The 24,985-nt window shown below is 69.3% G+C and carries 18 protein-coding genes; 4 read left to right on the top strand and 14 right to left on the bottom strand.

The genetic code is table 11. The features are described 5' to 3' along the window. Position 1: 1 nt before the first annotated feature. The 12 genes from ACEN9J_RS21065 to ACEN9J_RS21010 form a co-directional block, all read right to left on the bottom strand. Positions 2 to 367, bottom strand: a complete 366-nt coding sequence (locus ACEN9J_RS21065; protein WP_208513077.1) for a DUF3325 domain-containing protein — start codon at positions 365 to 367, stop codon at positions 2 to 4. After that, positions 367 to 2,040 carry a PepSY-associated TM helix domain-containing protein gene (locus ACEN9J_RS21060; protein ID WP_413761965.1) on the bottom strand — a complete coding sequence of 558 codons (1,674 nt, stop codon included), beginning with the start codon at positions 2,038 to 2,040 and terminating at the stop codon, positions 367 to 369. The genes ACEN9J_RS21065 and ACEN9J_RS21060 overlap by 1 nt, the downstream gene beginning before the upstream one ends. Beyond that, positions 2,037 to 2,342 (bottom strand): DUF3649 domain-containing protein, encoded by a 306-nt coding sequence (locus ACEN9J_RS21055; RefSeq protein WP_261208821.1) that lies wholly within the window; start codon positions 2,340 to 2,342, stop codon positions 2,037 to 2,039. Before ACEN9J_RS21055 ends, ACEN9J_RS21060 begins: the two co-directional genes overlap by 4 nt. Positions 2,343 to 2,504: 162 nt before the next feature. Beyond that, complete coding sequence (locus ACEN9J_RS21050) at positions 2,505 to 3,860, bottom strand: esterase-like activity of phytase family protein (protein WP_296774728.1); 1,356 nt, start codon at positions 3,858 to 3,860, stop codon at positions 2,505 to 2,507. A gap of 73 nt (positions 3,861 to 3,933) precedes the next feature. Beyond that, positions 3,934 to 6,267: a penicillin-binding protein 1C gene (pbpC, locus tag ACEN9J_RS21045; RefSeq protein WP_413761964.1), complete on the bottom strand. Its 2,334-nt coding sequence runs from the start codon at positions 6,265 to 6,267 to the stop codon at positions 3,934 to 3,936. 19 nt (positions 6,268 to 6,286) lie between these two features. After that, positions 6,287 to 12,319 (bottom strand): alpha-2-macroglobulin, encoded by a 6,033-nt coding sequence (locus ACEN9J_RS21040; protein WP_413761963.1) that lies wholly within the window; start codon positions 12,317 to 12,319, stop codon positions 6,287 to 6,289. A 115-nt stretch (positions 12,320 to 12,434) separates the two neighbouring features. After that, positions 12,435 to 12,557 (bottom strand): hypothetical protein, encoded by a 123-nt coding sequence (locus ACEN9J_RS21035; RefSeq protein WP_296735040.1) that lies wholly within the window; start codon positions 12,555 to 12,557, stop codon positions 12,435 to 12,437. Continuing rightward, a complete protein-coding gene (locus ACEN9J_RS21030; protein ID WP_413764586.1) occupies positions 12,554 to 14,185 on the bottom strand; it encodes an FAD-dependent oxidoreductase in 1,632 nt (543 codons plus the stop codon). Before ACEN9J_RS21030 ends, ACEN9J_RS21035 begins: the two co-directional genes overlap by 4 nt. A 185-nt stretch (positions 14,186 to 14,370) precedes the next feature. Then, complete coding sequence (locus ACEN9J_RS21025; RefSeq protein ID WP_412179415.1) at positions 14,371 to 15,936, bottom strand: polyamine aminopropyltransferase; 1,566 nt, start codon at positions 15,934 to 15,936, stop codon at positions 14,371 to 14,373. Continuing rightward, positions 15,933 to 16,151, bottom strand: coding sequence for a DUF350 domain-containing protein (locus ACEN9J_RS21020; RefSeq protein WP_057593269.1), 219 nt, complete (start codon positions 16,149 to 16,151; stop codon positions 15,933 to 15,935). Before ACEN9J_RS21020 ends, ACEN9J_RS21025 begins: the two co-directional genes overlap by 4 nt. A gap of 57 nt (positions 16,152 to 16,208) precedes the next feature. Beyond that, positions 16,209 to 17,696, bottom strand: coding sequence for a DUF4178 domain-containing protein (locus ACEN9J_RS21015; RefSeq protein ID WP_057593284.1), 1,488 nt, complete (start codon positions 17,694 to 17,696; stop codon positions 16,209 to 16,211). 103 nt (positions 17,697 to 17,799) lie between these two features. Continuing rightward, a complete protein-coding gene (locus ACEN9J_RS21010; protein WP_413761962.1) occupies positions 17,800 to 18,849 on the bottom strand; it encodes an SPFH domain-containing protein in 1,050 nt (349 codons plus the stop codon). A 180-nt stretch (positions 18,850 to 19,029) separates the two neighbouring features. Here ACEN9J_RS21010 and ACEN9J_RS21005 point away from each other — a divergent pair, with 180 nt between their 5' ends. The 4 genes from ACEN9J_RS21005 (at position 19,030) to ACEN9J_RS20990 (ending at position 22,712) form a co-directional block, all read left to right on the top strand. Beyond that, positions 19,030 to 21,378, top strand: a complete 2,349-nt coding sequence (locus ACEN9J_RS21005; protein ID WP_057593271.1) for an NADP-dependent malic enzyme — start codon at positions 19,030 to 19,032, stop codon at positions 21,376 to 21,378. A gap of 202 nt (positions 21,379 to 21,580) precedes the next feature. Beyond that, positions 21,581 to 21,997, top strand: coding sequence for a ribonuclease domain-containing protein (locus ACEN9J_RS21000; protein WP_057593285.1), 417 nt, complete (start codon positions 21,581 to 21,583; stop codon positions 21,995 to 21,997). Between the two features lie 53 nt (positions 21,998 to 22,050). After that, positions 22,051 to 22,476: a barstar family protein gene (locus tag ACEN9J_RS20995; protein WP_172705479.1), complete on the top strand. Its 426-nt coding sequence runs from the start codon at positions 22,051 to 22,053 to the stop codon at positions 22,474 to 22,476. After that, positions 22,455 to 22,712 (top strand): hypothetical protein, encoded by a 258-nt coding sequence (locus ACEN9J_RS20990; RefSeq protein ID WP_172705478.1) that lies wholly within the window; start codon positions 22,455 to 22,457, stop codon positions 22,710 to 22,712. The genes ACEN9J_RS20995 and ACEN9J_RS20990 overlap by 22 nt, the downstream gene beginning before the upstream one ends. Before the next feature lie 81 nt (positions 22,713 to 22,793). On the opposite strand, the gene rsmA is transcribed toward ACEN9J_RS20990, so the two are convergent. Both rsmA and ACEN9J_RS20980 read right to left on the bottom strand, forming a co-directional pair. After that, positions 22,794 to 23,561: a 16S rRNA (adenine(1518)-N(6)/adenine(1519)-N(6))-dimethyltransferase RsmA gene (gene rsmA, locus ACEN9J_RS20985; protein ID WP_057593272.1), complete on the bottom strand. Its 768-nt coding sequence runs from the start codon at positions 23,559 to 23,561 to the stop codon at positions 22,794 to 22,796. Between the two features lie 10 nt (positions 23,562 to 23,571). Beyond that, positions 23,572 to 24,984, bottom strand: a complete 1,413-nt coding sequence (locus tag ACEN9J_RS20980; protein ID WP_413761961.1) for a peptidylprolyl isomerase — start codon at positions 24,982 to 24,984, stop codon at positions 23,572 to 23,574. Between the last annotated feature and the right edge of the window lies 1 nt (position 24,985).

The raw sequence follows: 24,985 nt of genomic DNA, 5'->3' as shown, positions 1-24,985 counted from the left end.
CTCAGTCGCCCAGCGCGGCCAACACCAGGCACCCTAGCCCCGCCAGCACCGCGATGGCCGCAGCCGCCGACGCCACCCAGTGGAAGCGGCGCGGCGCATAGCTCAACAGCCCCACCACCGTCTGCGCGGCCGCCGTGAGCGCACCGAGCCAGAGCACCCAGCCGATCGAATGGCCGGCGGCGCGCAGGCTGGCGACGAGCGACAGGCACAGCGCCACGCTGCCGCCGAGCTGCAGCCAGCGGCGCCACGGGCCGGGCGTGCTGCCGCGGCCGAAGACGTCCTCGCTGTGGCGGTCCATTGCGAGGCCCAGCGCGCAGAAGCCCGCGAGCGAAGCGGCGAACACCGTCGCGATCAGCAAGGCGTTCATCACGATCCCTGGCCCGAGGTGGCGAGCGAAGGCGATTCCACCGCGTCATCGGCCGGGCCGGCCTTCGCGGCTTTCTTCGCCGCGGTGCCCAGAGCCTTGCGCCGCTTGCGTTCCACCATCCAGGCCGCGCCCGCGAGCCCCAGGCCCAGCGCGATCGACACCAGGTCGAAGCCGGCGACGGCGCTCGGGCCCGAACGCAGGCTGACCGTGAGCGGCGCCGGCCCGGTGAAGGCGTTGAGCACCGGCAGCAGCGCGAACAGCAGCGCGCCCGTGGCGAGCTGCGCCTGCCACATGCGCAGCGTGGGCCGCGCGAGACCCAGCAGCGCGGCCGCGCCCCAGACCGCGAAGAACCAGCCGATCTCGGCCGCGCCACGGTCGGCCGTGTCGAACGGCACCAGCCGGTTGGCCCAGAAGAAGGCGGCCATCGCGAGGGGCAGGCCCGCGATCGCGCCGAGGTTGAGCCCGTCGACCAGCCGCAGGCCGAAGCTCACGCGGCCGCCCTGCTTGAGCCGCTTCGCGAACTTCTGGCGCTCCTTCACGGCCCACAGCAGGAGGCCGGTGGCGACCATCAGGCAGCCCGCGAGGCCCGAGACGAAGAACAGCGCACGCAGCAGCGGATCGCCGAAGCGGCCGATGTGCAGGCCGTAGAGCACGCTGCGCGTCTCGACGGCGGGCCGCATGCTGTCGCCGTAGGCACCGACCAGGGCGCCGGTCACGCCGTTGAAGACCATCGACGGTTGCTCGGACCCCAGTTGCGGCCCTTCGGCGCGGCGCACGATGACCGTCGCGTTGGCATCGTTCGGCGAGTTGACCGTGAGGCGGCCGACCGGCGCGCCGCCCCAGTGCGCGGAAGCCTGCGCGAGCATCGGCGCGACCGGTGCCATCGGCGCCTTCTGGCCCGCGGCCTTGAACTGCTCGCGCACGCCGCCCGCGAAGGCCTCGGAGAAGAAGGTCTGCGTGCCGCCGCTGTCCTTGTAGGCCGCCTGCGGGCCCCAGGGCATGTACATGAACATCAGCGTGACCAGGCCCGTGTACGTGATCATCGCGTGATAGGGCAGTGCGAGCACCGCGGTCGCGTTGTGCGCGTCGAGCCAGGAGCGCTGGCCCTTCTTCGGCCGGAAGGTGAAGAAGTCCTTGAAGATGCGCTTGTGCGTGACGATGCCGCTGAGGATCGCCACCAGCATGAACATCGCGCAGAAGCCGACGATCCAGCGGCCCCAGATCGCGGGCATGTAGTGCAGGTCGAAGTGCAGGCGGTAGAAGAACTCGCCGCCGCGCGTCTCGCGCACCGCCGCCGAGGGCTGGCCGCTGGCCGCGTCGAGCACCGCGCGGCCGAAGCGATCGCGCCGGTCGCGCGGCGGCGAGCCGGCCGGCGGCGCGGGCCGGGTCCAGAACAGGCTGGTCGAGGGTTCGCGCTCGGTCGGCAGCGTGATGAACCAGCGCGGCGAATCGGCCGCGTGCTGCTGCAGGTAGGCGTAGGCGCCCTCGGTGGCCTGCACCTGCGGCACCGGCGCGCGCGAGAGGCCGTGCAGCTCGGGCTTCATCCACAGCGTGATCTCGTCCTTGAAGTACGAGGCCGTGCCGGCCGCGAACACCATGAACAGCACCCAGCCGACCAGGAGGCCCGACCAGGTGTGCAGCCAGGCCATCGACTGGCGGAAGCCTTCCTTCATGCGCCCGCTCCCGGCGTCGGCAACACGAGCAGCAGCGCGCCCAGCGGCGCCGCGGCGATGACCAGGCCGATCCAGGCACGCCATGCGCTGCGCGCCGCGAACACCCACATCACCGCGACCGCGAACACGAGGAAGGAGGCCAGCGTGCCGGTCATCGCGGCTTCGCTTCGTGCCATGCCGAAGGCGGCGGGCAGGCACAGCGCGAGCGCGGCGGCGGAGAGCGCGGCCACGCCGTAGCCGCCGGCGATGGCGGCGACGGCGCGCGAGGCCACGCCGAGGCGGTAGCGCAGGCCGGCGCTCACGCCGCGCGCCGGACGGCGTACGAAGTCGTTCGGGAAGTCATGGAAAAAGGGGAAAGGCCAAGGCCGGGAGAATGAGAATAATACTCATCTGGCACGATTCCCCCAAGGAAACACCCTGCTATCTCGACCCGGGCGCAGGGCGATAGCGGGCGTTCCCGCCGCTCACTTCGCCTGCAGCAGCGCCCCCGCCTCCAGCAACACCAGCTCGTTGTCGTCGGCCTTGTTCGGCTCGCGGCTGCTCGAGAAGGGCAGGTTGTTGTCGTTGCCGACGACGATGTGGGTGGCATCCACCACGTCGACGTTCTCGATGGTGAAGAACGGGAACTTGAGCACGCCGTCGTTGAGCGGCTTGCGCGCGAGCTTGTCGGGGTCGGCGATGTTCAGCAGGTCGATGTAGCCGATCTTGCGCACCGGGCCGCCGACGTTGGCGTCGCTGAGCTCGACCTTGTAGACGCGCTTGAACTTCGCGATGTCGTGGAAGCAGTCGGTGCGCTTCTGGCCTTCGGGGCAGGCCTTGTCGCTGGTGCCTTCGCCGTTGTCGCGCTCGATGATCAGGCCGGTGGTGCCGTCGATCATGTTGAAGTCGCCGATGGCGTTGCCGTTGGCCTCGAGCACGTACTTCCAGTGGCGGCCGGTCCACTTCTCGCCCGCCACGTCGAACTCGAGCACGCGCAGCGCTTCCTTGCCCTCGACCTTCTCGAAGTCCTTGGCCTCGGCGTTCCACACCGGGCCTTCGAGCAGCGCGTAGAGCTTGCTGCCGTCCTTCGAGGCGGCCATGCCCTCGAAGCCCTTGGAGCGCTTGATCTGGAAGTCGACCGCGCCGCCGGGCACGCCGGGCGTGGTCACGGCGGGGTTGTCGGGCGAGCGCACGACCTTGCCGTCGACCTGGGTGTCGAACACGGCGAGCACCTTGCCCTTGAGGTCGGCCTTGATCAGGTAGGGCCCGAACTCCTCGCCGATCCACAGCGCGCCGCCGGCGAACTGGAAGCTCTCGGGATCGAAGTCGGAGCCGGTCAGGTAGCGCTGCTTGCTGCCCTCGTGGACGATGCGGAACGGCACCTTCTTGTCGGGGTCGTGCAGGAACACGGTGGCCAGGCGCTGGAACTTGCCGCTCTTGAAGTCGACCTTGTAGTGGTTGAGGTAGAGCATGAAGTCGGGCGAGTTGGCCTTCGCGCCGGCACCGTTGTCGGTGAGGATCCAGAAGCTGCCGTCGTCCATCTTCTTGATGCCCGAGTGGCCCTGCAGCGGCTGGCCCTTGAAGGGCAGCGACACGCCGGTGCCGCGGCCGCCCGAGAGGCCCTCGACGCTGCCGATGGCTTCCACGCGCTTCGGCGTGGTGAACTTGCCGCTGACCTGCAGGTCGGCCGGTGCGTCCTTGGGCGCGGCGACGAAGCTCTGCGCGGGCAGCACGGCATGGCCGGCGAGGGTGGCGGGGAAGGCGGTCTGGGCCGAGGCACCGGTGGCGGCGAACGCAGCGGCAGCGGCCAGGGCGAGGAGGGAAAGGCGCGTCTTCTTCATGGAGGTCGGGAGTCCGAGTCGAAAACGCGAGACCTTGCCGACCACGCGTGACGCCGCGGTGACATGACTGCCACTAAGGTGCGATATCGACGATCACTTCACGCGACTCGGCCCGCCCCTGGTCGTCGACCACGCGCAGCACGTAGCGCCGCCCCGACTCGGCCAGGTCCGGCATCCAGGCGATGCCCTCGCCGGGCGCGGCACGGCCGACCAACGCGTCGTCGGCGAACCAGTAGAGGGTCTGCGTGCCGGCCGCGGCCTCGGCGCGCAGCACCAGCGGCTCGGGCCTGGCCACGCGCAGCGTGTGGCGCACGCCGCGCAGCGGCGAGCTGATGAGCGGGGCGGCCTCGGGCGCGCCCGCGTCCTTCTGCTCGCAGCCGTCGGCGGGCACGCTGGCGCGCGGCAGGCCAGCCTGGCGGAACAGGCGGCGCATGTCGCTGCCCCATTGCTCGACCACCTGCTGGCGCGCGTTCGGCTGCGGACCGCAGACCACCTTGCCCGTGGTCTCGTCGACCCACACGGCGCGATGCAGGTTGCTGACCTGGATCGGCGACTTGCCGGCGATGAACCAGGTGCGCGTGCGCACCGGGCACAGCGCATCGGGCAGGCCACCGGTGGCGGCGCAGACCTCGACCTGGCGCAGGTTGGCCGGTTGCGTGGTCGCGACCTCGCCGGGATCGAGCCGCTCGGCGCGCAGCGCGTCGACCATGCGCAGGAACAGCGGCGCGGCCGCGTCGACGCCCACCAGCGCGGGGTTGCTGCTGCCGTCGAAGTTGCCGACCCACACCACCAGCACGTGGCGGCCGAACACGCCCGCGGTCCAGGCATCGCGAAAGCCCCAGGAGGTGCCGGTCTTCCAGGCGATGGCGGGCCGCGCGGGCAAGGTGGTGTCGGGGCGCGGCGTCTGGCGCAGCATGTCGAGCGTGATGAAAGAAGCCTCTTCGCTCAGCAGCCGCAGCGGCTGCGCGGGCCGCTCGTCGGGCGCGGGCTCGGTGTAGCGCAGCGGCTGCGCGATGCCGCCGTTGGCCAGGGTGCCGTAGAGGCCCGCGAGCTCCTCGGGCGTGACCTCGCCGCCGCCGAGCACCAGCGCGAGGCCGTAGTGCGATTCGCTCTGCAGCTTCTGCACGCCGGCCAGCCGCATGAAGTCGTAGAGGCCCGGCTTCGAGAGCTTCGCGGCCACGGCCACCGCGGGCACGTTGCGGCTGCGGATCAGCGCCTCCTGTGCCGACAACGGCCCCGCGAAGCGATGGTCGAAGTTCTCGGGCGTGTAGGGACCGAAGGCGGTCGGCGCATCCTTCAGCATGGTCTTCGGATGCAGCAGCCCCTGGTCGAGCGCTAGCGCGTAGATGAAGGGCTTGAGCGTGGAGCCCGGCGAGCGCTTGGCCTGGGTGCCGTTGACCTGGCCCGCGATGGCATCGTCGTGCCAGTCGGCCGAGCCGATCAGCGCGCGCACCTGCATGGTCGAGGCATCGAGCAGCAGCGCGCTCGCGTTGTTCATGCCGACGTCGGCATGCGTGCGCAGGTACTGGGCCATCACGCGCTCGAGCGTGGACTGCATGCGCAGGTCGAGGGTGGCGCGGATCTCGACCGGCGCCGCGACGCCGGCATCGCTTCGCGGCTGCGCGAGCAACATGTCGGTGAGGTGCGGCGCCAGGAAGGGCAGGCTGCCGCGCGACTGCGCCGAGAGCACGAGCTGCGCGTCGGGCGCATGCTGGCGCGCGGCGGGATCGCGCTCGGCCCACAGCGCCCAGAGGCGTTCGCGCGCGGCCTGCAGCTCGGTGTTGCGGCCGCGCTCGGCGATGCGCTTGACCGGGTTCTGCGGAATCACCGCGAGCGTGAGCGCCTCGGGCAGGCTGAGCCTGGCGGCATCCTTGCGGAAATAGATCAGGCTCGCGGCCTGCACGCCCTCGATGTTGCCGCCGTAGGGCGCGGTGTTGAGGTAGGCCTCGAGGATCTCGCGCTTGCCGTGGCGCGCCTCGATCCACAGCGCGGCGGCGATCTGCGCGACCTTGCCGCCGGCCGTGCGGCTGTCGATGCCGTAGAGCCGGCGCGCGAGCTGCATCGTGAGGGTGGAGCCGCCCTGGCGACGCTCGCCGCTCGCGATGCGCCAGGCGCTGCGCACCAGCGCCGCGGGATTGACGCCCGGGTGGGCGTAGAAGCGCCGGTCCTCGTAGAGCAGCACCGCGTCGATCAGGGTGAGCGAGATGCGATCGAGCGGCACCCATAGCCGGTACTGCTCGTCGGCCGCGAGCGTGAGCCGCAGCAGCTCGCCGCCACGCGCGTAGACGGCGCGCGAGCTGCCCACGGTCTCGCTGAGCGGGGCATGAGGCCACAGCCGCAGCAGCGCGAGCAGCAGGGCCAGCAGCACGCCCGCGATCAGGGCTCGACGCGCGAGGGTCCGGGTCATGCCGCGCTCCGCTCCGGCCTCAGTTCGCGACCACCTGGAAGCGCGCGCCGGCCGAGCGCGCGTAGATGCGCCGGTCGTACATCGCCTCGCCGTAGGCCGCGGGCACCACGAAGTCGCCGACGTTGGTGGCGCGCGCCTTGTAGGTCACTTCGAGCAGGTTCTTGTCGACGCTGCCGTAGAACACCACGCGGTCCTCGCGGATGTCGGCGTACTGCACCTTCCACGAGCCGTTGCCGCCCAGGCGCTTCTTCCAGACCGGTGCGTCGGCGTTCTCGCCCTCGGCATCGTCGCCCACGGCCTGCAGCACGGGCTCGAGGCCGCCGGGCAGCAGGTCGACCAGCGCGACGTCGGCGATCTGCGGCCGCTCGAGGCTGCGCACGCGCACCCGCACGGTGACCTCTTCGCCGAGCTTCACCTTGGTGACGGGATTGCCCTTGGCGTCGAGCACCTCGTGGAACACCTCGAGTCCCTGGTTCACCGCGGTGTCGGGCAGCTTGCGTTCGAAGCCCTGTTCGGTCCAGCTGTAGTAGAGGTTGAAGTCGCTGTCGTTCGCGAGGCCCAGCTTCGCGGTGCCGGCGGGCACCGCGGCGCGCGCCACCGGGTTGACGGCGCCGAGCGCGAGCGCCGCGGCCTTGCCCTGCGCATCGATGGCCGAGGCCGTGAGCTTGCCCTCGGCGTTCTGCGCCACGGCGTCGAAGTAGGCATCGACCGCCATCAGCATCGCGGCCGACGACAGGCTGTTGTACCAGCCGTCGCGCACCATGCCGGCCATGCCTTCCCAGACGGCGGGCTTCAGCGTCTTGAGCCGCGCCGGGAAATGCCGGCCCACCAGGTGCAGCATCATGCTGTCGTGCACCAGCGGGTCGTAGTAGCGGCCCCAGACGTTGCGGCGCTGGTTCTTCTCGCTGCGCGCGAGCAGGTCGGCCCACACGGGGTTGAGCAGCTCGTTGGCCACCTGCTCCTGCTTCACGAGCTGGTAGCTCGCCGCGAGGTAGACGGCGCCGAGGTCGTCGCTCCAGCCCGCGGTCTGCTTGGCCTGCTGGTTGCGCCAAGTCTCGCGCAGGTTGGCCAGCGCGGCCGGCACCACGATGCCCTGGCGCGTCAGCAGGTAGGCGGCCTGCGTGCGCTGGCGCCAGCCGTCGAGCGACGAGTCGCCGCTGCCGAGCCAACCCTGCAGGTAGGTGTTGGCGCGCTGCAGCAGGTCTTGCGGCACCGGCAGCTTGTGGTCGCGCGCCTCCACCAGCAGGTGCACCGCATAGAGCGTCGCGAACGGATCGGCACCCGCCCCGGGCCACAGCGAGAAGCCGCCGTCGGCCGTCTGGCGCGCGCGCAGTTGCACGAGGTAGCGCTCGAGTGTCTTGCGCGCCTCGGGCAGCGGGCCCTGGTCGGCCGTGCGGCCCCGCGCCATTTCCTTCAGCAGCTCGGGCCGGCCCGAGAGCAGCACGGCTGGGAAGGTCTGGCTCGTGATCTGCTCGGTGCAGCCATGCGGATAGGCCTCGAGGTACTGCATGAGGCCGGTGGCGAAGGCCCAGGGCGCGGCCGACACCGCGAGGTCGCTGCGGCGGAAGTTCGGATAGAAGTCGCCCTTGCTCGCGATCTCGCCGGAGCGCTGGAAGCTGCCGGCCTGCACCAGCGAGACGAAGGGCGAGGCGGGCCGCACGCTCACCTCGGTGGCGAGCCGCGCGCTGAAGTTCTTGTGGGTGGAGGTGAACACCAGCGCCGACGAACCCAGCACCGCCTGCTCGCCGGGCTTGGCGCGCACGTTGAACTTCGTGCTGGCCTCACCGCGCTCGTTGACCTTGAGCGTCTGCGTCGCATCGCCGACCACCTCGAGCCCGCCCGAGGCGGTGAGCGTGAGCGCGATGGGCGCTTCCTTGCCCGAGCCCGCGATGTTGTTGGCCAGGCCGACGCCGACCTCGACCGTGTCGCCGGGCGCCATGGCAAGCGGCGCGTTCGGCAGGATCACCATGTCGCCGCGCACCGTGGTGCGGGTGCTCTTCGCGGCCGTGGTCTCGTCGTTCACGGCCACCGCCATCACGCGCAGGCTGCCGTTGAAGCTCTCGGGCACGGTGTAGCTGAACTCGCGGCTGCCGTTCACGTCGACCAGGCCCGACCAGTAGGCCACCGGCTTGTCGCGCTTGCGCTTGAACGGGTTCAGGTGCTTGCCGAGCTCGCCTTCGCCATCGCCGCCGGGCGCGGCGCCCTGCATCAGCTTCTTGAACTCGGGCAGGATCAGGTCGAGCGTCTGCAGCGTGCCGACCTCGAGCGCGCGCTTCTGGAAGAAGTGCTTGAGCGGGTCGGGCGTCTTGTAGCGCGCCACCTGCAGGATGCCCTCGTCGACCGCGAACACCACGGCGCGCGTGGGCTGGTCGCTGGTGAGCTTCATCTTCACCGTCTGGCCGGGCTTCACGAGCTCGGTGCTCGTGAGCTGCAGGTTGGCGGTGCGCTTCGACAGGCTGGTGGCGAAGGGCGCGATGCCGTAGGACAGCGGGCTCATGTAGACCTCGTCCGAGGCCGGGTCGCGCACGAAGTGCACGTTGATGTAGCCGGTGCCCTCGAAGTCCTTGGGCAGCACGATCTTCTGCACCGAGGCGGTCTTGTCGGTCTTGAACCAGGCATGCGCATAGACCTTGTCGCGCTCGATGGTGATGAGGCCGGCGCCGACGTAGGGCGCGCGGATGCTGACCTCGATCTCCTGCCCGGGCTCGTAGTCCTTGCGGTCGAGCGTGAGCTGCAGCTCGGCATTGCGGTCGAGCGAACGGCTGACGTTGGCATTGCCCGCCACGCTGTACTCGACGCGGTTGAGCTCGAGCCCGCCGGCATTGCGCACCACGTAGGCGAAGTTGCCGGGCGTGCCGGTGTCGAGCGCCACGTTGTTGCCGGCCGCGACGATGGCCAGCGGCTTCTCGTCGAGCACGATCTCCTTGCGCCGCGATTCGTAGCGGTACAGGCCGTTGTCCTGCTTGATCAGCACCGACAGCACCTTGCGCTCCACGCGCTGCAGCACGAGATCGGCCACCGCGGTCTTCTTCGCCTGCGGGTCGATCGCGATCACGTGCGCGTTGCGCGCAGCGCCCTTGCTCACGTAGCCGGTGTCGCCGTCGACCTTGACGCCCACCAGGTAGGGCAGGTCGCTCACCAGCGTGCGCGCCTCGGCCGACACGCTGCGCCCGCCCTCGGGCTCGAAGGCCTTGGCCAGCACGTGCACCTGGTAGGTGGCGGCCTCGAAGCGCGACAGCCGCAGGTCGAACTCGGCCTTGCCCTCGGCGCTGGTCTGCACGCTGCCGAGGTCGTCCACCTGCTTCTCGGCCGCGCGCTGCGGATCGAAGAAGGCGTAGTCGGCGAAGGCGCGGAACACCGGGAAGGCCGGGCTCAGCGTGAGCGTGCCCTCGACCTTGCGGTCGGGCGCAGGCGTGCCGAAGAGGTTCTGCACGTCGATCAGCGCCTTCATGTCCTTGGGCTTCACCCAGCCTTCGGCGATCTCGCTGCTGAGTTTGGCCGTGACCTTGGTGCGGTCGGGCAGGAACTCCTGCACTTTCACCGTGGTGCTGCCCAGCAGCAGCCCCTGCACCTCGGGCGCGCCGGGCGAGGACTCGCGCGGCAGGTAGAGGTTGACGGTGTAGTTGCCGGTGGGCGAGGTGTCCTGCGTGACGTGCGCGATCTCGGCCGCGCCGCCGGGGCCGAGGCGCAGCTTCTCGCGCCGCACGCTCAGGCCGCGCGCATCGATGATCTCGGCTTCGAGCGGCAGGTCGCGCAGCGAGGTGCCCCAGTTGCCGGCCTTCACCATCATCGCGATGTGCATGGTGTCGCCCGGACGGTAGATGCCGCGGTCGCTGAAGACATAGGCCGTCATCTGGTTCGGCACGCCGGCCGCGCGCAGGCCGCCGACGTCGAAGCGCGAGATGTCGAGCGTGCGGTCGGTCTTGTTGAAGGGCAGGAAGCTCAGGTCGCCGTCCTTGCGCACCACCAGCACCACCGGCTGCTTCTCGCGCTGGAAGCCCGCGAGGTTGGGCAGCTTCGCGCGGCCCGTGGCGTCGGTGGCCTGCGACGCCACGATCATGCCGTTGCGGCCCCACACCTCGACCAGCGCGCCGCCCACGGGCTGGCCGTTGGCGATGCTCTGCACGAACACGTCGCGCGTGCCGTCGAGCGACTTCTTGGCGACGATGCCCAGGTCGGTGACCAGCACCAGCCGCTCGTCCTTCTGGTCCTCGGGGTTGCCGCTCTCGGGGTTGCCCTCGTCCTCGCCGGACGACTGCTGCTCCTCGTCCTCGGACGACGTCTCGGTGGCGTCCGCTTCGCCCTCGGGCTTCTTCTTCGCCTTGGGATCGAAACCCTGCACCTTGAGCAGGAACACGCCGCGCCGGTCGCTGATGTCGCTGATGTCGCTGCGCAGGTACTCGGCGAAATCGACCGTCTCGTAGTGCGCCTTGCCGGGCGGAATGGCCAGCGGGATCTGCTTCTCGAAGCGGTCGACCAGGTTGTCGGAGCCGAGGCCGCCGTAGAACTTGGGATGCGAGAAATCGCCGTTGCTCTGCGTCACCAGGTGCTGCAGCTGCTGCGGCAGCAGGCGCCCGATCTCGACGCGCACGCCCGGCAGGTCGCGCACCAGGATCGGCAGCTTGCGTTCGCCCGACAGCGCGAGCAGCGAGCCCTGGCTCATGATCGTGAGCTCGGGCGCGAAGGTCTTGAGCAGCTGCACGCTCTGGAAGGCCGTGCCGAGCTGGTAGCCGCCGGGCGTCTTCAGGCCCTTGGCCACGCGCACCAGCAGGTAGCGCCCGCCCTCGGCCTGCGGCAGGCGGAAGCTGACCGTCTCGGTCACCTCGCGCTCGCTGGCGATCGGCTGCAGGCCGATCTTCTTCGCGCGGCGCAGCACCGCGTCGGTGATCTTCGCGGGATCGGCGGACCAGTCGAACTTGTCTTCCGGGTCGCCCTTGGGATCTTCGGTGGCCGGCAGCAGCCAGGCCTGCACCAGGCGCGCCATCTCGCGCTCGTGCACCGGCATCGAGGCGCTGACGTGCATCACGTGCTCGGGCTCGCCGTTCTCGCCGGTGACGATGGTGGGTTCGACGCTCGCGATGTCGAGGCTGAAGAGGCCGGGGATGTCGACCGCGCGCGAGACGTCGTTGCGCTGGCCCGGGCCTCCCTTCTGCGCCACCGCGCCGGCGGTGAGGCTCAGCAGCACGGGGCGGGTCTTCTCGGGAATGGGCAGGGGCTCGGACTGGACCGTGGCCGTGAGGCGCAGCTTGTCGTAGCTGACCGTGAACTTCTCGCTCGCGCATTTGCCGACGCTGAAGAACGAGCTGCTGCAGGCCTGGTCATAGGTCAGCACCAGCCGCTTCTCGAACTCGGCGGTGTTCACGGGATGCGAGAAGCGCACCTGGAACAGCGCGCGCCGCACGTTGGCCTGCACCGGGTCCTGATAGAACTCGGCGCCGGCGATGCGGGCGCTGAACTCGGCCGAGCTGAAGTCGTACTTGCGCTGCTCGATCTCGATGTGCGGCGCGAGCGCCTCCTTCGAGAGCTGCACCTTGTAGGCCTGGCCCACCGGCCAATCCTGCGCGGGCAGGAACTCCAGCTTCTTGGCATCGGTCCAGGTCCAGCGGCCCGCGATGGCCGGCTCGATGCCGACGCCCGTCGCCTCCTGGCCGACACGCGCGATCGGCGCGACCGAGGCCGAGAAGTTGATGACGACCGGATTGGGCCCCTTGTCGAGCTCGATCTGCGTGCGCGGCGGCGGCACGATCTGCGCGGTCGCCACGATGGGCTCGACGCGATCGGGCGTGAGGCCATGCCACCACTTCAGGAGCTGCGGGCTGGCCATCCATCCCGCGAACGCCAGCAGCACCAGCAGCAACACCCAGGCGAGCCGCTGCTGCAGCCATTGCAGTCCGAGCAGCAGCAGGGCACCCGCGATGCGCAGCCAGCCAGGGGGTCGCCAGGAACCGATGAGCCCGCGCGCGAGCGGGCGCAGGAAGCCGAGCGCGCGGCCCAGCCCGGTGAAGAGCACGTCGCTGAGCGACGCGAGTTTTCGATTGGCAACTTGAAGCATGGAAGCTCCCCCGGTGTTTTTGTTGGCGCCTGGCAGTCTCCAGGCTGTCTGTGAAGCAATCGCGGCGTGTGTGAAGTCTGCGTGAAAACCGCACGGGCGCGCATCCCGGGACGGTTCAGGCCTGGCGACCCTGCCTGTTCACCGGGACGAGGCTCAGACGCAGCAGGCGCTCGTCGTCGGCCGGGCGGCCGACGCGCGCGCCGAAGTTGCCGAAGCCTTCGAGCACCAGCGTCCTCATCCCAGACTCGCTCCCGCCACATGCCCGCGCGTGAAGGCCTCCTCGAAGATCGAATAGCCCGACCAGTCGGCATGCGCGAACGACAGCCGGCCCGCGATCACGCTGCCGCGGTGCGCATCGTCGGGCGCGGTGCGCTGCGAACCGATCTGCGCCAGCAGGCCGGGCCGTGGAATGGCCATCGCGTGACCGTAGCGCGTGATCTCGATGCGCGTGGCCAGCGCGGGCAGGTCGGGGTGCGGCACCGAGAGCTCGGCCAGCAGGTCGTCGCGCCAGCCGGTCCAGGGCCGCTCGAGCAGCAGGCGGCGGCCGTCGCCCTCGTCGTAGCGGCTCGGGCCCAGCGGCCGGTACCAGCTCAGCACGGTGCCGCGCGGCGTGGGGTCGAGCGTCTGGTGGCGCGCATCGACATAGCCGAGGCCGCGCGTGCCGTAGACCACGTTGTCCCAGCTCGGCGCGGCGCCGGGGCGGTCGATCAGCGGGCCGCGCAGGTGCACGTTGGCCACCAGCCAGGGCGCATGGCGCACGTGGGCGGCGGCATGCACGAGCACCGCGGGCGCGTTCTCGACCACGCGCGCGGCGACGAACACCGGCAGCGCGACGATGCAGCGCTCGGCCTGCCAGCGCACCAGCGATTGCGAGGCCGCATCCCAGGCATCGACCTCGACGCCGCCGCGCACCTCGGCGATGCGCACGACCACCTGGCCCGTGCGCAGCCGTTCGCCCAGTGGCTTGGCCAGCTGCTTCGTGAGCCAGCCGTTGCCTTCGGGCCAGGTCAGCACGCCGTCGCGCTCGGGGTTGGTGTCGTTGGCGCTGCCCGACGGATCGCCGGGCGCGTGGAAACCGTGCCGGCTCGCGAAGTAGTGGATGCCGGCCCAGGCCGAGACCTGCTCGATGCCCGCTCCGTAGTCGTCGCGACAGCAGTAGTCGAGGTACCAGCGCAGGTGCGGATCGCTCAGGCCCTCGCGGTCGAGCCAGGCCGAGAAGGCCTGCGCATCGAGCGCCAGCAGCTCGGGCGTGACCGCGACCTTGAGCGTGGGAATGGCGAAGTGGGCCGCATGCTGGAGCGCGTCGATGCGCTGCGCGAAGCGGCGGTACTGCGCCTGCGTGCCGGCGTCCACGCCATGCACCGGCAGCAGGCCGTCCTGCCACTCGCCGTGGAAGAACAGCCGCTCCTGCGGGCTGTGGCACAGCGTGCGCTCGTCGTATTCCCAGCGGCCGGCCACGCGCCGGCGCAGGCCCAGTTCCTCGAGCAGGTCCTGCACCTCGCGCGCATCGTCGCCGGGCACCGGCAGGTAGTGCGCGCCGAGCGGGCAGGCGATGCCGTTGACCATGCCGCCGCGCGCATTGCCGCCCGCGCTGTCCTCGAGTTCGAGCAGCGCGAAGTCGTCGATGCCCGCGAGGCGCAGCGCGCGCGCCGCCGCGAGCCCTGCGACGCCGCCGCCGGCGATCAGCACGCGGGTCTTGCGCGTGCTCGCGGGCGCGCGCGGCTTCAGCGTGCCGTCGCGCATCGCGTGGCCGCGCGCCATGTCGATCCCGGTGAAGCCGCCTTCGATGGGTGGCGGCGCATCGCAGCCGGCGAGCGCGAGCGCACCGGCGGCGCCGACCGTGCCGAGGAAGCCGCGCCGCCTCATGCCCATGTCGCCATCACCTCGCCGAGCCAACAACCTGCACCCGGCCTGCGGTCTGCCAAGGGCCCGCGTAGCGCGGCCTGTTCGGGAGACACCGTGGAACCGGCTTTGCCGGGCCACTGGTGTCGCCCCCGGTGAGGGGGTTGGCGAAGCGGCACGCAGTGCCGCGCAGCCTGGGGGAGGACCATTTAATGTGCCATGACCTTGCCCCACTCCTGTTCGTAGGTGGTGACGAGGACCTGGTTGGAGAGCCGGTTGACCTCGGCCGGCACGCGCGCCATGTCGAGCGGGAAGTCGAACATCAGCGGCAGCGTGGGCGCGGACAGGAAGCGCAGGCCCGCGGGCAGCGCATCGGGCTTCCGGTAGGGCCGATGGCTCGCGATGATGAAGCCCCATTCGCCGAAGCTCGGCACGTGCACGTGATAGGGCGTCGCGGTCAGGCCCACCGACTCGACCGTCTGCGCCACGGTCCAGAAGCTCTTGCGCGCCACCAGCGGCGAGGTGGTCTGGATCACCGCGTAGCCGCTGGCCGCGAGGCGCTTGTCGAGCAGCGCGTAGAAGCTGTTGGTGTAGAGCTTGCCGATCGCGAAGTTGGTGGGATCGGGAAAGTCGACCACGATCACGTCGAACAGGTCGTCGTCACCGCGCTGCTGCAGCCACTGGAAGGCATCGGTGTTGACGATCTTGAGCTTCGGCGACGACAGCGAATGGCCGTTGAGCGCGGCCAGCGTCTCGTGGTCGGTGAACAGTTTCGTCATGTTCGGATCGAGCTCGACCAGCGTGACCGACTCCACCGAGGGGTACTTGAGCACCTCGCGCACCGCCATGCCGTCGCCGCCGCCGAGCACCGCCACCTTCTTGGGCGCGCCATGCGCGGCCATCACGGGGTGCACCAGCGCCTCGTGGTAGCGGTACTCGTCGCGCTCGGCGAACTGCAGGTTGCCGTTGAGGAACAGCCGGTGCCCGAGCAGCCCGCGCGTGACCACGATGCGCTGGTAGGGCGAGGTGGCGCTGAAGACGATGCGGTCCTGGTAGAACTTGTCCTCGGCCAGCGTGGTGATGTGGTCGGCACCGATGAAGCCGCCCAGCAGCGCCGCCAGCGACAGGAAGCAGGCGAGCGCATGCGCGCCCACGCGCCGCAGCTCGTGGCGGAACAGCCAGAGCGCCCACACCGCCACCGCCGCGTTCATGAAGCCGAACAGCAGGCCGGTGCGGATCATGCCGAGCTGCGGCACCAGGATCAGCGGGAAGGCCACCGACACGGCGAGCGCGCCGAGGTAGTCGAAGGTCAGCACCTGCGACACCAGGTTCTTGAGCGCCACATTGCGCCGCAGGATGCGCATCACCAGCGGGATCTCGAGCCCGACCAGCGTGCCCACCACGATCACCAGCCCGTACAGCAGCAGCCGGAACGCGCCCGGCGCGTAGGCGTTGGCGAGGAACAGCACCGCCGGCAGCGCGCCGCCGATCAGCGCCACCATCAGCTCGATGCGCAGGAAGTGGGCCGGCAGCTGGCGGTCGAAGTAGCGCGACAGCCACGAGCCCACGCCCATCGCGAACAGGTAGGTGCCGATGATGGTGCTGAACTGCAGCACCGAGTCGCCCAGCAGGTAGGAGCTGAGCGCCGCCGCGCTGAGTTCGTAGACCAGGCCGCAGGCGGCGACCACGAAGACGCTGGCGAGCAGCGCGATCTCGACGGGCTGCGGCCCGCGCGCATCGGCCGGGCGCGCGGACAGGGCCTGCTCTTCGCTCAATGGATGGCGGCGGCGACGATGATGCTGATGCCCAGGCTCATGGCGGCGACCACCAGGCCCAGCGCCACGTTCTGCTTCTCGACGATCTCGCCCCACAGGTCATAGGGCGTGATCTTGTCGATGATCAGGAAGCAGACCCAGAAGATCACCACGCCGATCAGCGCGTACACGAGCGATCCGAGGACCACGCCAGGTTTCAGCCATTCAAATCCCATGGGGACCTCCAGTCGTATCTATCAGTCGATGAATCGGTAGCGGCCATGCGATCTTCGTCATTTGTGGCCGCCGCCGCTCGACGAGCCGCCGTAGGAGCCGCCCGAGCTGCGGTAGCCGCCGCTCGAACCGCTGCTGCTGCAGGTGCTCAGGATGATGAGCAGCACGATGATCACGATCGCGATCACCACGATGGTGCCGCAGCCCAGCCCCGAGGCCGCGCTGACCGGCGACGCGTCGGAGCGCTCGAACAGGTCCTTCTTGGCGTCGAGCTTGAAGGCCGTGGCGACCGCGCCGCTGTCGATCTTGCTGCCCGAGGACCAGGTGAGCTCGTTGACCGAGCGCTCCATCGACAGCAGGGCGCCGCCGACCGCGAAGTCGCGGTTGAAGGTCTTCTGCCCGCGCTCGACCTGCCAGTAGAACTCGCCGGCCACGTAGGTGGTCTCGGCGTTGTAGGCGTACTGCTGCTGGTAGCGCTTGCCGAGGTAGGTGGCGGTGCTGCCGTTCTCGGCCATCACCGGCGCGCCGGTGGTGGGACGCACCATGCTCCAGCCGTCCTCGGCATCGACCAGGAAGCTGAAGCCGCGCTTCTTGTTGTAGAGCAGGTACTCGTCCCAGCCGAACTGCTCGTCGTCGCCTGGCTCGCTGCCCATGCGGTGCTGGAAGCCCACCACCTGCCACTGGGCACCCTGCAGCTGGCCGATGCTGCCCAGCGCGATCAGCGGGCGCACCGGCTCGTTCTGCGCCGCGTGCTTGAGCTCGCCGCCGATGCCCTGCGTGAGGTCGATGATGCTGTTGCACGAGCGGCAGGTGACGCTCTTGCTGTCGGCCAGGTTGAGCGTGACCGGCGAGCCGCAGTTGGGGCAGTTGAAGCTGCGGCCCTTCTCGTCCTTAGCCGAATCCTCGCGCAGGCCCGTGAGCTGCAGCGATTCGAGATCGACCGAGCGGCCCAGCGAGGCCGTGGGCGGCTGCGAACCGTAGTCCAGGCTCAGCACCAGGCCCTTGTCGTTGCGCAGCTCGACCACCTGGAACGGCCGGCCGAGCTCGGGCAGGTGCGGCAGTTCGCCCTGCGCCGAGACCAGCGTCACCTCTTCGTTCGAGGCGACGGTGTAGCTCTGGCCGTTGAAGGCGCTGGTGGCGCCCACGCGCAGGTCGGCCGCGGCCGGCGCCGTGCGCTGCAGTTCGAAGGGCAGCGAGAAGACGTAGGCCCCGTTGTCCTCGCTGAGCACGCCGGTGCGGTCGCCGTCGAGGGCCGCGATCCACTCGGTCCAGCGGCCGCCGGCGTACTTGTACTGGAGCCGGCCGACGATGGTGAAGGGCTTGTCCTGGATCCGGCCCGCGGCGAACAGCTGCAGCGGGCTGAAGTCGTCGAACAGCTCGGCCATCTTGCCGGTGCGCGCGAGCGTGTCGCCCTGGCGCACGACCGTGCTCTGGCAGTAGGGGCAGACCGCATGGGTCGACTGGGCCGATCGGAACTCGACCGGCGCGCCGCAGCCGGGGCAGGGCGCGCGGTAGTAGCGCTGGGTGCCGCCGGCTTCCTCAGCCATGGCGCGCACGCGCGGGCTCGAGGCCCGCAGCATTCTTCCAGCCGATCATGCCTCTCACGCCCGTCGAGCGGGCGTCAGGCGCTATACAGAACATAGCGCCGGGTCAGACCAGCTTCTTGAGCAGTTCGGCCTTCTTGGCGTCGAACTCTTCCTGGGTCAGGATGCCCTTGGTCTTGAGTTCGCCGAGCTTCTCGAGCGTGGTCATCACGTCGTTGGGATTCACCACCGCCACCGCCGGCTGCTGCTGGGTCGCGGCCGCCTGCGCCGCCGCGTTCGGGCTCAGGCCCTGCGCGAGGTTCTGCGCCAGCACCTGGCCGAGCGCCACGCCGGCGCCCAGGCCCATCGCGTCGCCCGCGATGCCGCCGCCGTTGGCGGCACCCTCGGCGAACTTGGGGATCGCCTGCGCCGTCTGGTACTGCATGAACTTGCCCACGTCGTTGCCGACCATGCCCATGCCGATCTTCTGGTCGAGGATCTTCTGCAGTTCCTCGGGCAGCGAGACGTTCTGGACCGTGATGTTCTCGAGCTTGATGCCGATCTTGGCGAACTCGGGCACCAGCTGGGCCGCCAGCGCCTGCGCGAACTGGATCTGGTTGGCGGCGAGGTCGAGGAAGGGCACGCCGCTCGAGGCGATGGCGTTGCTGATGTTCTGCAGCACCAGGCCGCGCAGCTGGCCGTCGAGGTCGGCCACGGTGTAGGTGTCGCGCGTGCCCGAGATCTCGGTGTGGAACAGCTTGGCGTCGCCGATGCGGAACGAGTAGTTGCCGAAGGCGCGCAGGCGCACGGCGCCGAAGTCCTTGTCGCGGATGGTGATCGGCTGCGGCGTGCCCCACTTCTGGTCGACCTGCTGGCGCGTGCTGAAGAAGTAGACGTCGCTCTTGAAGGGGGACTCGAAGAGCTTGTCCCAGTTCTTCAGGTACGTCAGCACCGGCAGCGTCTGCGTGGTGAGCTTGTACATGCCGGGACCGAACACGTCGGCCACCTGGCCTTCGTTGACGAACACCGCGACCTGCGACTCGCGCACGGTCAGCGAGGCACCGTTCTGGATTTCCATCTCCGCCATCGGGAAGCGCCAGGCCAGCGTGCCATCGCCGGACTCGGTCCACTGGATGATGTCGATGAACTGTTTCTTGATGAAATCCATCAGGGCCATGGCTGCGCTCCTCTAGAGGGTTTTTGTGCGGACTTGGCATATTGCCACACCGACTTGACCGCAGACCCGTGCTTTTGGTCATTTTGGTCATGGCTGCACCCTGGCCAGGCGTCATAGTCCGTCACCGTCCGAGGTCTACAATCGGCGCCCCCAGAAGAAGCGCCTCAGGAGCTACGGCACATGTCCGACACGACCCCTTCGTCATCCTCGACTCCCTCGCCCGAAGACAAACGCGCCGAACTTCGACGTGCCGCCCTCGAGTACCACGAGCTTCCGGTCCCCGGGAAGATCTCGATCGCCGCGACCAAGCAGATGGTCAACCAGCGCGACCTGTCGCTGGCCTATTCGCCCGGCGTGGCAGCGCCCTGCGAGGAGATCGTCAAGGACCCGGCCAACGCCTTCAAGTACACCGCGCGCGGCAACCTGGTGGCGGTCATCAGCAACGGCACCGCGGTGCTGGGCCTGGGCGACATCGGCCCGCTGGCTTCCAAGCCGGTGATGGAAGGCAAGGGCGTCCTGTTCAAGAAGTTCGCCGGCGTCGACGTGTTCGACATCGAGATCGACGAGAAGGACCCGGCGAAGCTGGTGGACGTGATCGCCGCGCTCGAGCCCACCTTCGGCGCGATCAACCTCGAGGACATCAAGGCGCCCGACTGCTTCTACGTCGAGCGCGAGCTGCGCAAGCGCATGAAGATCCCGGTCTTCCACGACGACCAGCACGGCACGGCGATCACCGTGGCCGCGGCCATGCTCAACGGCCTGAAGGTGGCCGGCAAGAACATCGCCGACGTGAAGCTCGTGACCTCGGGCGCGGGCGCCGCGGCGCTGGCCTGCCTGAACCTGCTGCTCAAGGTCGGCCTCAAGCGCGAGAACGTGTTCGTGACCGACCTGGCCGGCGTGGTCTACGAAGGCCGCACCGAGCTGATGGACGACGACAAGCGCCAATACATGCAGAACACCACGGCGCGCTCGCTGGCCGAGGTGATCGAGGGCGCCGACGTGTTCCTGGGCCTCTCGGCCGGCGGCGTGCTCAAGCCCGCGATGGTCGCCAAGATGGCGACGCGCCCGGTGATCTTCGCGCTGGCCAATCCGAATCCGGAAATCACGCCCGAAGACGCGCGCACGGTGCGCGACGACATCATCATGGCCACCGGCCGCACCGATTACCCGAACCAGGTCAACAACGTCCTGTGCTTCCCGTACATCTTCCGCGGCGCGCTCGACTCGGGCGCGACCACGATCACCGACGAGATGGAGATCGCCGCGGTGCATGCCATCGCCGAGCTGGCCCAGGCCGAACAGAGCGAGCGCGTGGCGGCCGCCTACGTCGGCGAGAAGCTGTCGTTCGGCCCCGAATACCTGATCCCGAAGCCCTTCGACCCGCGCCTGATGATGAAGATCGCGCCGGCCGTGGCCAAGGCGGCCGAGGAAAGCGGCGTGGCGCTGCGTCCGATCAAGGACATGGACGCCTACCGCGACAAGCTGCAGAGCTTCGTCTATGCCTCTGGCACCACCATGAAGCCGATCTTCGACGCCGCCAAGCGCGCGCCGAAGAAGCGCGTGGCCTACTGCGAGGGCGAGGAAGAACGCGTGCTGCGCGCCGCCCAGATCGTGGTCGACGAAGGCATCGCGCGCCCGACGCTGATCGGCCGCCCGGCCATCATCGCCCAGCGCATCGAGAAGTTCGGCCTGCGCCTGAAGGAAGAGCTCGACTACGACGTGGTCAACGTCGAGCAGGACCACCGCTACCGCGACTTCTGGCAGACCTACCACCGCATGACCGAGCGCAAGGGCATCACGGTGCAGGTCGCCAAGATCGAGATGCGCCGCCGCCTCACGCTGATCGGCGCGATGCTGCTGCACAAGGGCGAGGTCGACGGCATGATCTGCGGCACCTGGGGCACCACGCTGATCCACCTGCACTACATCGACCAGGTGATCGGCAAACGGCCCGGCGGCTGCGCCAGCACCCCGCAGGACGTGCCGGTGTACGCCTGCATGAACGGCCTGCTGCTGCCCGAGCGCCAGGTGTTCCTGGTCGACACCCACGTCAACTACGACCCGACGCCCGAGGAACTCGCCGAGATCACGACCATGGCGGCCGAGGAGATGATGCGCTTCGGCCTCAAGCCCAAGGCGGCGCTGCTGTCGCACTCGAATTTCGGCACCAGCAACGAGCCCAGCGCGCTGAAGATGCGCCGCACGCTCGACCTGCTGCGCGTGCAGGCGCCCTGGCTCGAGGTCGACGGCGAAATGCACGGCGACGTGGCGCTCGACAGCAAGCAGCGCGCGGTGGTCATGCCGCACAGCGCGCTGGCCGGCGACGCCAACCTGCTGGTTTTCCCGAACATCGACGCCGCCAACATTTCCTACAACCTGCTCAAGACGGCGGCCGGCGGCAACATCGCGATCGGCCCGGTGCTGCTCGGAGCGGCCAAACCTGTGCACATTCTCACGGCGAGCGCCACGGTGCGGCGCATTGTGAACATGACGGCACTCACAGTGGCCGACGCCAACGCAGAACGTTAAGCTTTAGCAAGCATTTTTTCGAGAGTGGACGCCAACTTATGGCGTCCCTGTCAAGTCCTCGATACTGCTCAAACTTTGGGCAGTCGCTTGCTATTTTCGCCAGCGTGGTGCACACTCGCGGGCTTGGATTTGCGGGTTAACCCCAAGGTTGATCGCCGATCCGAACCCCCCCGCTCTTTTCTTGTGGTGCCTCTTTATGGCGATGGCGTCTTGCGCCTCGATCACGTCCTCTGTCGCTAAGTTTGCGCTCACCGGCTTCATGCTGGCGGCGCTGGCGACGACGGGGGCCGAGGCCCGCGGATGGTTCGGCGCCGGGAATTCCACCGCCCAGGAAACGATTGCGCTGGCCGAACTGCCGGCGCAAGGCCAGCGTACCTACGAAGCCATCCTGAACGGCGGTCCCTTCCGGTACGACAAGGACGGCTCGGTGTTCGGCAATCGCGAGCGGCTCCTGCCCCCGGCCCGGCGCGGCCACTATCGCGAGTACACGGTGACCACGCCCGGATCGCGCGATCGCGGCGCCCGGCGCATCGTCTGCGGCGGCGAGCAGCGCACGGCACCCGAGGCCTGCTGGTACACGGCGGACCATTACGCGAGTTTCAGACGGATCAAGCCATGAGCGGCGACGACAACGATTTGAGCGGTGCACCGAAGCGCCCCGAAGAAATGATGATGACTATGGAAAGACCAGCGGAGATGACTTTATCCCTTCGTGGCGTACGCCCGAACATCGTGCAATCGATCCGCGCGTTCCGCGTGAGCGACCTGCAGGACGCCGCCAACGCAGCAGGCCAGCACTTCCTGTATGCCAACCTGGGCAACGCGCAGACGAAGCAGGACGTGCTCGACCTGATCGCCCAGCAGTTCACCTTTCCGGCGCACTTCGGCAAGAACTTCGACGCGCTGTACGACTGCATGACCGACCCGTTGCATAAATCGGGCCCGCAGCCCGGTTTCGTGATCGTGCTCGAGCAGATCCCGGCCAACGGCAAGTTCGACAAGGAAGCGCGCGAGCAGCTGCTCGACATCTTCCGCGACGCGTCGGACTACTGGGGCGACCGCAAGGTGCCCTTCCGGTGCTTCTATTCTTTTCTGTAGCCCGTTCTGCACAAACCAGCCAAGCAGAACGGGCGAACGAGGCCCAGCCGACCGGTGCGGCAACCCTCGATGGCATCCAGATCGACCCGGCCACCGTCACCCCCGCGGTGACCGCCACCGCGACCGACGAACCGACCGGCGAAAAAATGCCGACCGACAAGCTCGTCGATGTCTCGCCGCTCGCCTTGCGCATGAGCAGCCCGTTCAACGCGGGTTACTGGCTCGCCGCGGCTTAAGAAAGAGTTCGCCGGACGCGTTCCGGCAGCGCATGAAAAAACCCGTCATCGACGGGTTTTTTTCGTTTCCATGCCGCCTGCTCAACCGAGCCCCGGCGTCTGCGCCAGCGCCACGTATGCCTCGACCGGCACTTCCTCGGCCCGCCGCTGCGTGTCGAATTCGCCGGCGAAACCGTGCTCGTCGAGCCACCGGCCCAGCGTATGGCGCAGCAGCTTGCGGCGCTGGCTGAACGCGACCTGCACGATCTCCTCGAGCCGCTTCGCATCGACCGCCGGCGGCGCGGCCAGCGGCACCATGCGCACCACGGCGCTGTCGACGCGCGGCGGCGGATCGAAGCTCTCGGGTGGCACGAACAGCACGTTCTCCATCGCGTAGCGCCACTGCAGCATCACGCTCAGCCGGCCGTAGTCCGAGGTGGCGGGCCGCGCCACCATGCGGTCGATCACTTCCTTTTGCAGCATGAAGTGCTGGTCGGCCACCAGGTGGGCATAGCCCAGCAGGTGGAAGAGGATCGGCGTGGAGATGTTGTAGGGCAGGTTGCCGACCACGCGCAGCGCGGTGGTGGGCACCTTCGCCGCGAGCGCCGCGAAGTCGACCTTGAGCACGTCGGACTCGACCACCTCGAGCTGCGGGTGGCTGCGCAGCCGCTTGGCGAGATCGCGGTCGAGCTCGATGACGGTGAGCCGGCCGAGCCGCTCGACCAGCGGCTGCGTGAGCGCCGCGAGGCCGGGGCCGATCTCGACCATCGGGTCGCCGGGCTGCGGCGCGATCTCGCGCACGATCGCGTCGATGATGCCGCCGTCGGACAGGAAGTGCTGGCCGAAGCGCTTCCTGGGAATGTGCGCCATCGTGTGTCGATCAGGACTGCGGCGGGTCGCGGAACTCGACGTAGGCGCGCGCGCGCACTTCCTGCGCCCAGGTGTTGAAGGCTTCCTCGGTGCGCTGGTCGCGCAGCACGGCACGCGCGGCTTCGCGCTGCTCGTCCTGGCTCGGCTTGACGTTGCGGCGCTCGAGCACCTGGATCAGGTGGACGCCGAAGCGCGACACCACCGGATCGCTGATCTGGCCCGGGGCGAGGCGATTCATGGCCTCCTCGAACTCGGGCACGAACATGCCCGGGCGCGCCCAGCCGAGGTCGCCGCCGTCCTTGGCGCTGCCGTCCTGCGAGTTGTCGCGCGCCAGGCTGGCGAAGTCGACCGTGCCGCCGCTGGCCTCGATGCGCCGCTTGAACTCGGCCAGCTGCGCCACCGCCTGCTCGGTGGTGCGCTTGGGGTCGTTCTGCAGCAGGATGTGGCGCGCATGGGTCTGCGTGACCACGGCGTCGGCCGAGCCGATCTGCTCCTTGGCGATCACCTTGACGACGTGGAAGCCCGCGCCCGAGCGCACCGGCCCGACGATGCCGCCCACGGCCGTGGACTGGACGGCCTCGACGAACAGCGGCGGATAGCGGTCGGCCGTGCGCATGCCGAGCGCGCCGCCATTGGCGCGGTCGGGCGCGTCGGAACTGGTCTGCACCAGCTTGGCGAAGTCCTCGCCGGAACGCGCGCGCTGCGCGAGGCCCTGGGCCTTCTGCTGCGCCTGCGCCACCTGCGCCTCGGTGGCGTTCTCGGGCACGGCCACCAGCAATTGCGCGAGGTTGAGGTTCAGCATGGACGGATCGCCCTTGCCGCCGCTGTTGCGCTGGTCCTGCAGGAACTGGTCGGCTTCCGCGTCGCTGACCTTGACCTTCGAATCGACTTCGCGGCCGCGCAGGCGCGTGAGCATGAGCTGGTCGCGCAGGTCGTTGCGGAAGGCCTGCTGGCTGATGCCTTCGGCGGCCACGCGCTGGCGCAGCTCGGGCAACGTCAGCTGGTTCTGGCGCGCGACGGTCTGCTCGGCCTGGTCGACCGCGATCTCGTCGACCTTGATGCCGGTTTCCTTGGCGAGCTGCAGTTGCGCGCGCTCGGAGATCAGCCGCTCGAGCACCAGCCGCGCGAGTTCGGGACGCGGCACGCGCTCGGCGTCGGGGTTCTCCTGGATCAGCCGCTGCACGCGGGTCAGGACCTCGGTGTTGGTGATCGGCTCGGAGTTGACCAGCGCGACGATGAACTCGGCCGCGCGCTGCACCGGCGCGGCGGGCGCGGCGGGCCGGGCGGCCGGCGGTGCCAGGCGCGGACCGGTGCGCATGATGTCGGTGATGCCGCCGCCGGAACGGAAACCCTGCTGGGCGCCGGCAGTTGCGGCCAGCGTGGCGAGGCAGGCCAGGCTGAGGATGGAACGGATGTGTTTCATG

Source organism: Variovorax sp. Varisp41 (assembly GCF_047325085.1).
Taxonomy (GTDB): domain Bacteria; phylum Pseudomonadota; class Gammaproteobacteria; order Burkholderiales; family Burkholderiaceae_C; genus Variovorax.
The sequence above is the reverse complement of the archived record's forward strand: the minus strand, read 5'-3'. Positions and strand labels throughout refer to the sequence as shown.

Bases quoted from the DNA above. Each gene is read 5' to 3' on its own strand.
- ACEN9J_RS21065 (WP_208513077.1), bottom strand. From the start codon at position 367: ATGAACGCCTTGCTGATCGCGACGGTGTTCGCCGCTTCGCTCGCGGGC.
- ACEN9J_RS21060 (WP_413761965.1), bottom strand. From the start codon at position 2,040: ATGAAGGAAGGCTTCCGCCAGTCGATGGCCTGGCTGCACACCTGGTCG.
- ACEN9J_RS21050 (WP_296774728.1), bottom strand. From the start codon at position 3,860: ATGAAGAAGACGCGCCTTTCCCTCCTCGCCCTGGCCGCTGCCGCTGCG.
- pbpC (WP_413761964.1), bottom strand. From the start codon at position 6,267: ATGACCCGGACCCTCGCGCGTCGAGCCCTGATCGCGGGCGTGCTGCTG.
- ACEN9J_RS21040 (WP_413761963.1), bottom strand. From the start codon at position 12,319: ATGCTTCAAGTTGCCAATCGAAAACTCGCGTCGCTCAGCGACGTGCTC.
- ACEN9J_RS21035 (WP_296735040.1), bottom strand. From the start codon at position 12,557: ATGAGGACGCTGGTGCTCGAAGGCTTCGGCAACTTCGGCGCGCGCGTC.
- ACEN9J_RS21030 (WP_413764586.1), bottom strand. From the start codon at position 14,185: ATGAGGCGGCGCGGCTTCCTCGGCACGGTCGGCGCCGCCGGTGCGCTC.
- ACEN9J_RS21020 (WP_057593269.1), bottom strand. From the start codon at position 16,151: ATGGGATTTGAATGGCTGAAACCTGGCGTGGTCCTCGGATCGCTCGTG.
- ACEN9J_RS21015 (WP_057593284.1), bottom strand. From the start codon at position 17,696: ATGGCTGAGGAAGCCGGCGGCACCCAGCGCTACTACCGCGCGCCCTGC.
- ACEN9J_RS21010 (WP_413761962.1), bottom strand. From the start codon at position 18,849: ATGGCCCTGATGGATTTCATCAAGAAACAGTTCATCGACATCATCCAG.
- ACEN9J_RS21005 (WP_057593271.1), top strand. From the start codon at position 19,030: ATGTCCGACACGACCCCTTCGTCATCCTCGACTCCCTCGCCCGAAGAC.
- ACEN9J_RS21000 (WP_057593285.1), top strand. From the start codon at position 21,581: ATGGCGTCTTGCGCCTCGATCACGTCCTCTGTCGCTAAGTTTGCGCTC.
- ACEN9J_RS20995 (WP_172705479.1), top strand. From the start codon at position 22,051: ATGACTATGGAAAGACCAGCGGAGATGACTTTATCCCTTCGTGGCGTA.
- rsmA (WP_057593272.1), bottom strand. From the start codon at position 23,561: ATGGCGCACATTCCCAGGAAGCGCTTCGGCCAGCACTTCCTGTCCGAC.
- ACEN9J_RS20980 (WP_413761961.1), bottom strand. From the start codon at position 24,984: ATGAAACACATCCGTTCCATCCTCAGCCTGGCCTGCCTCGCCACGCTG.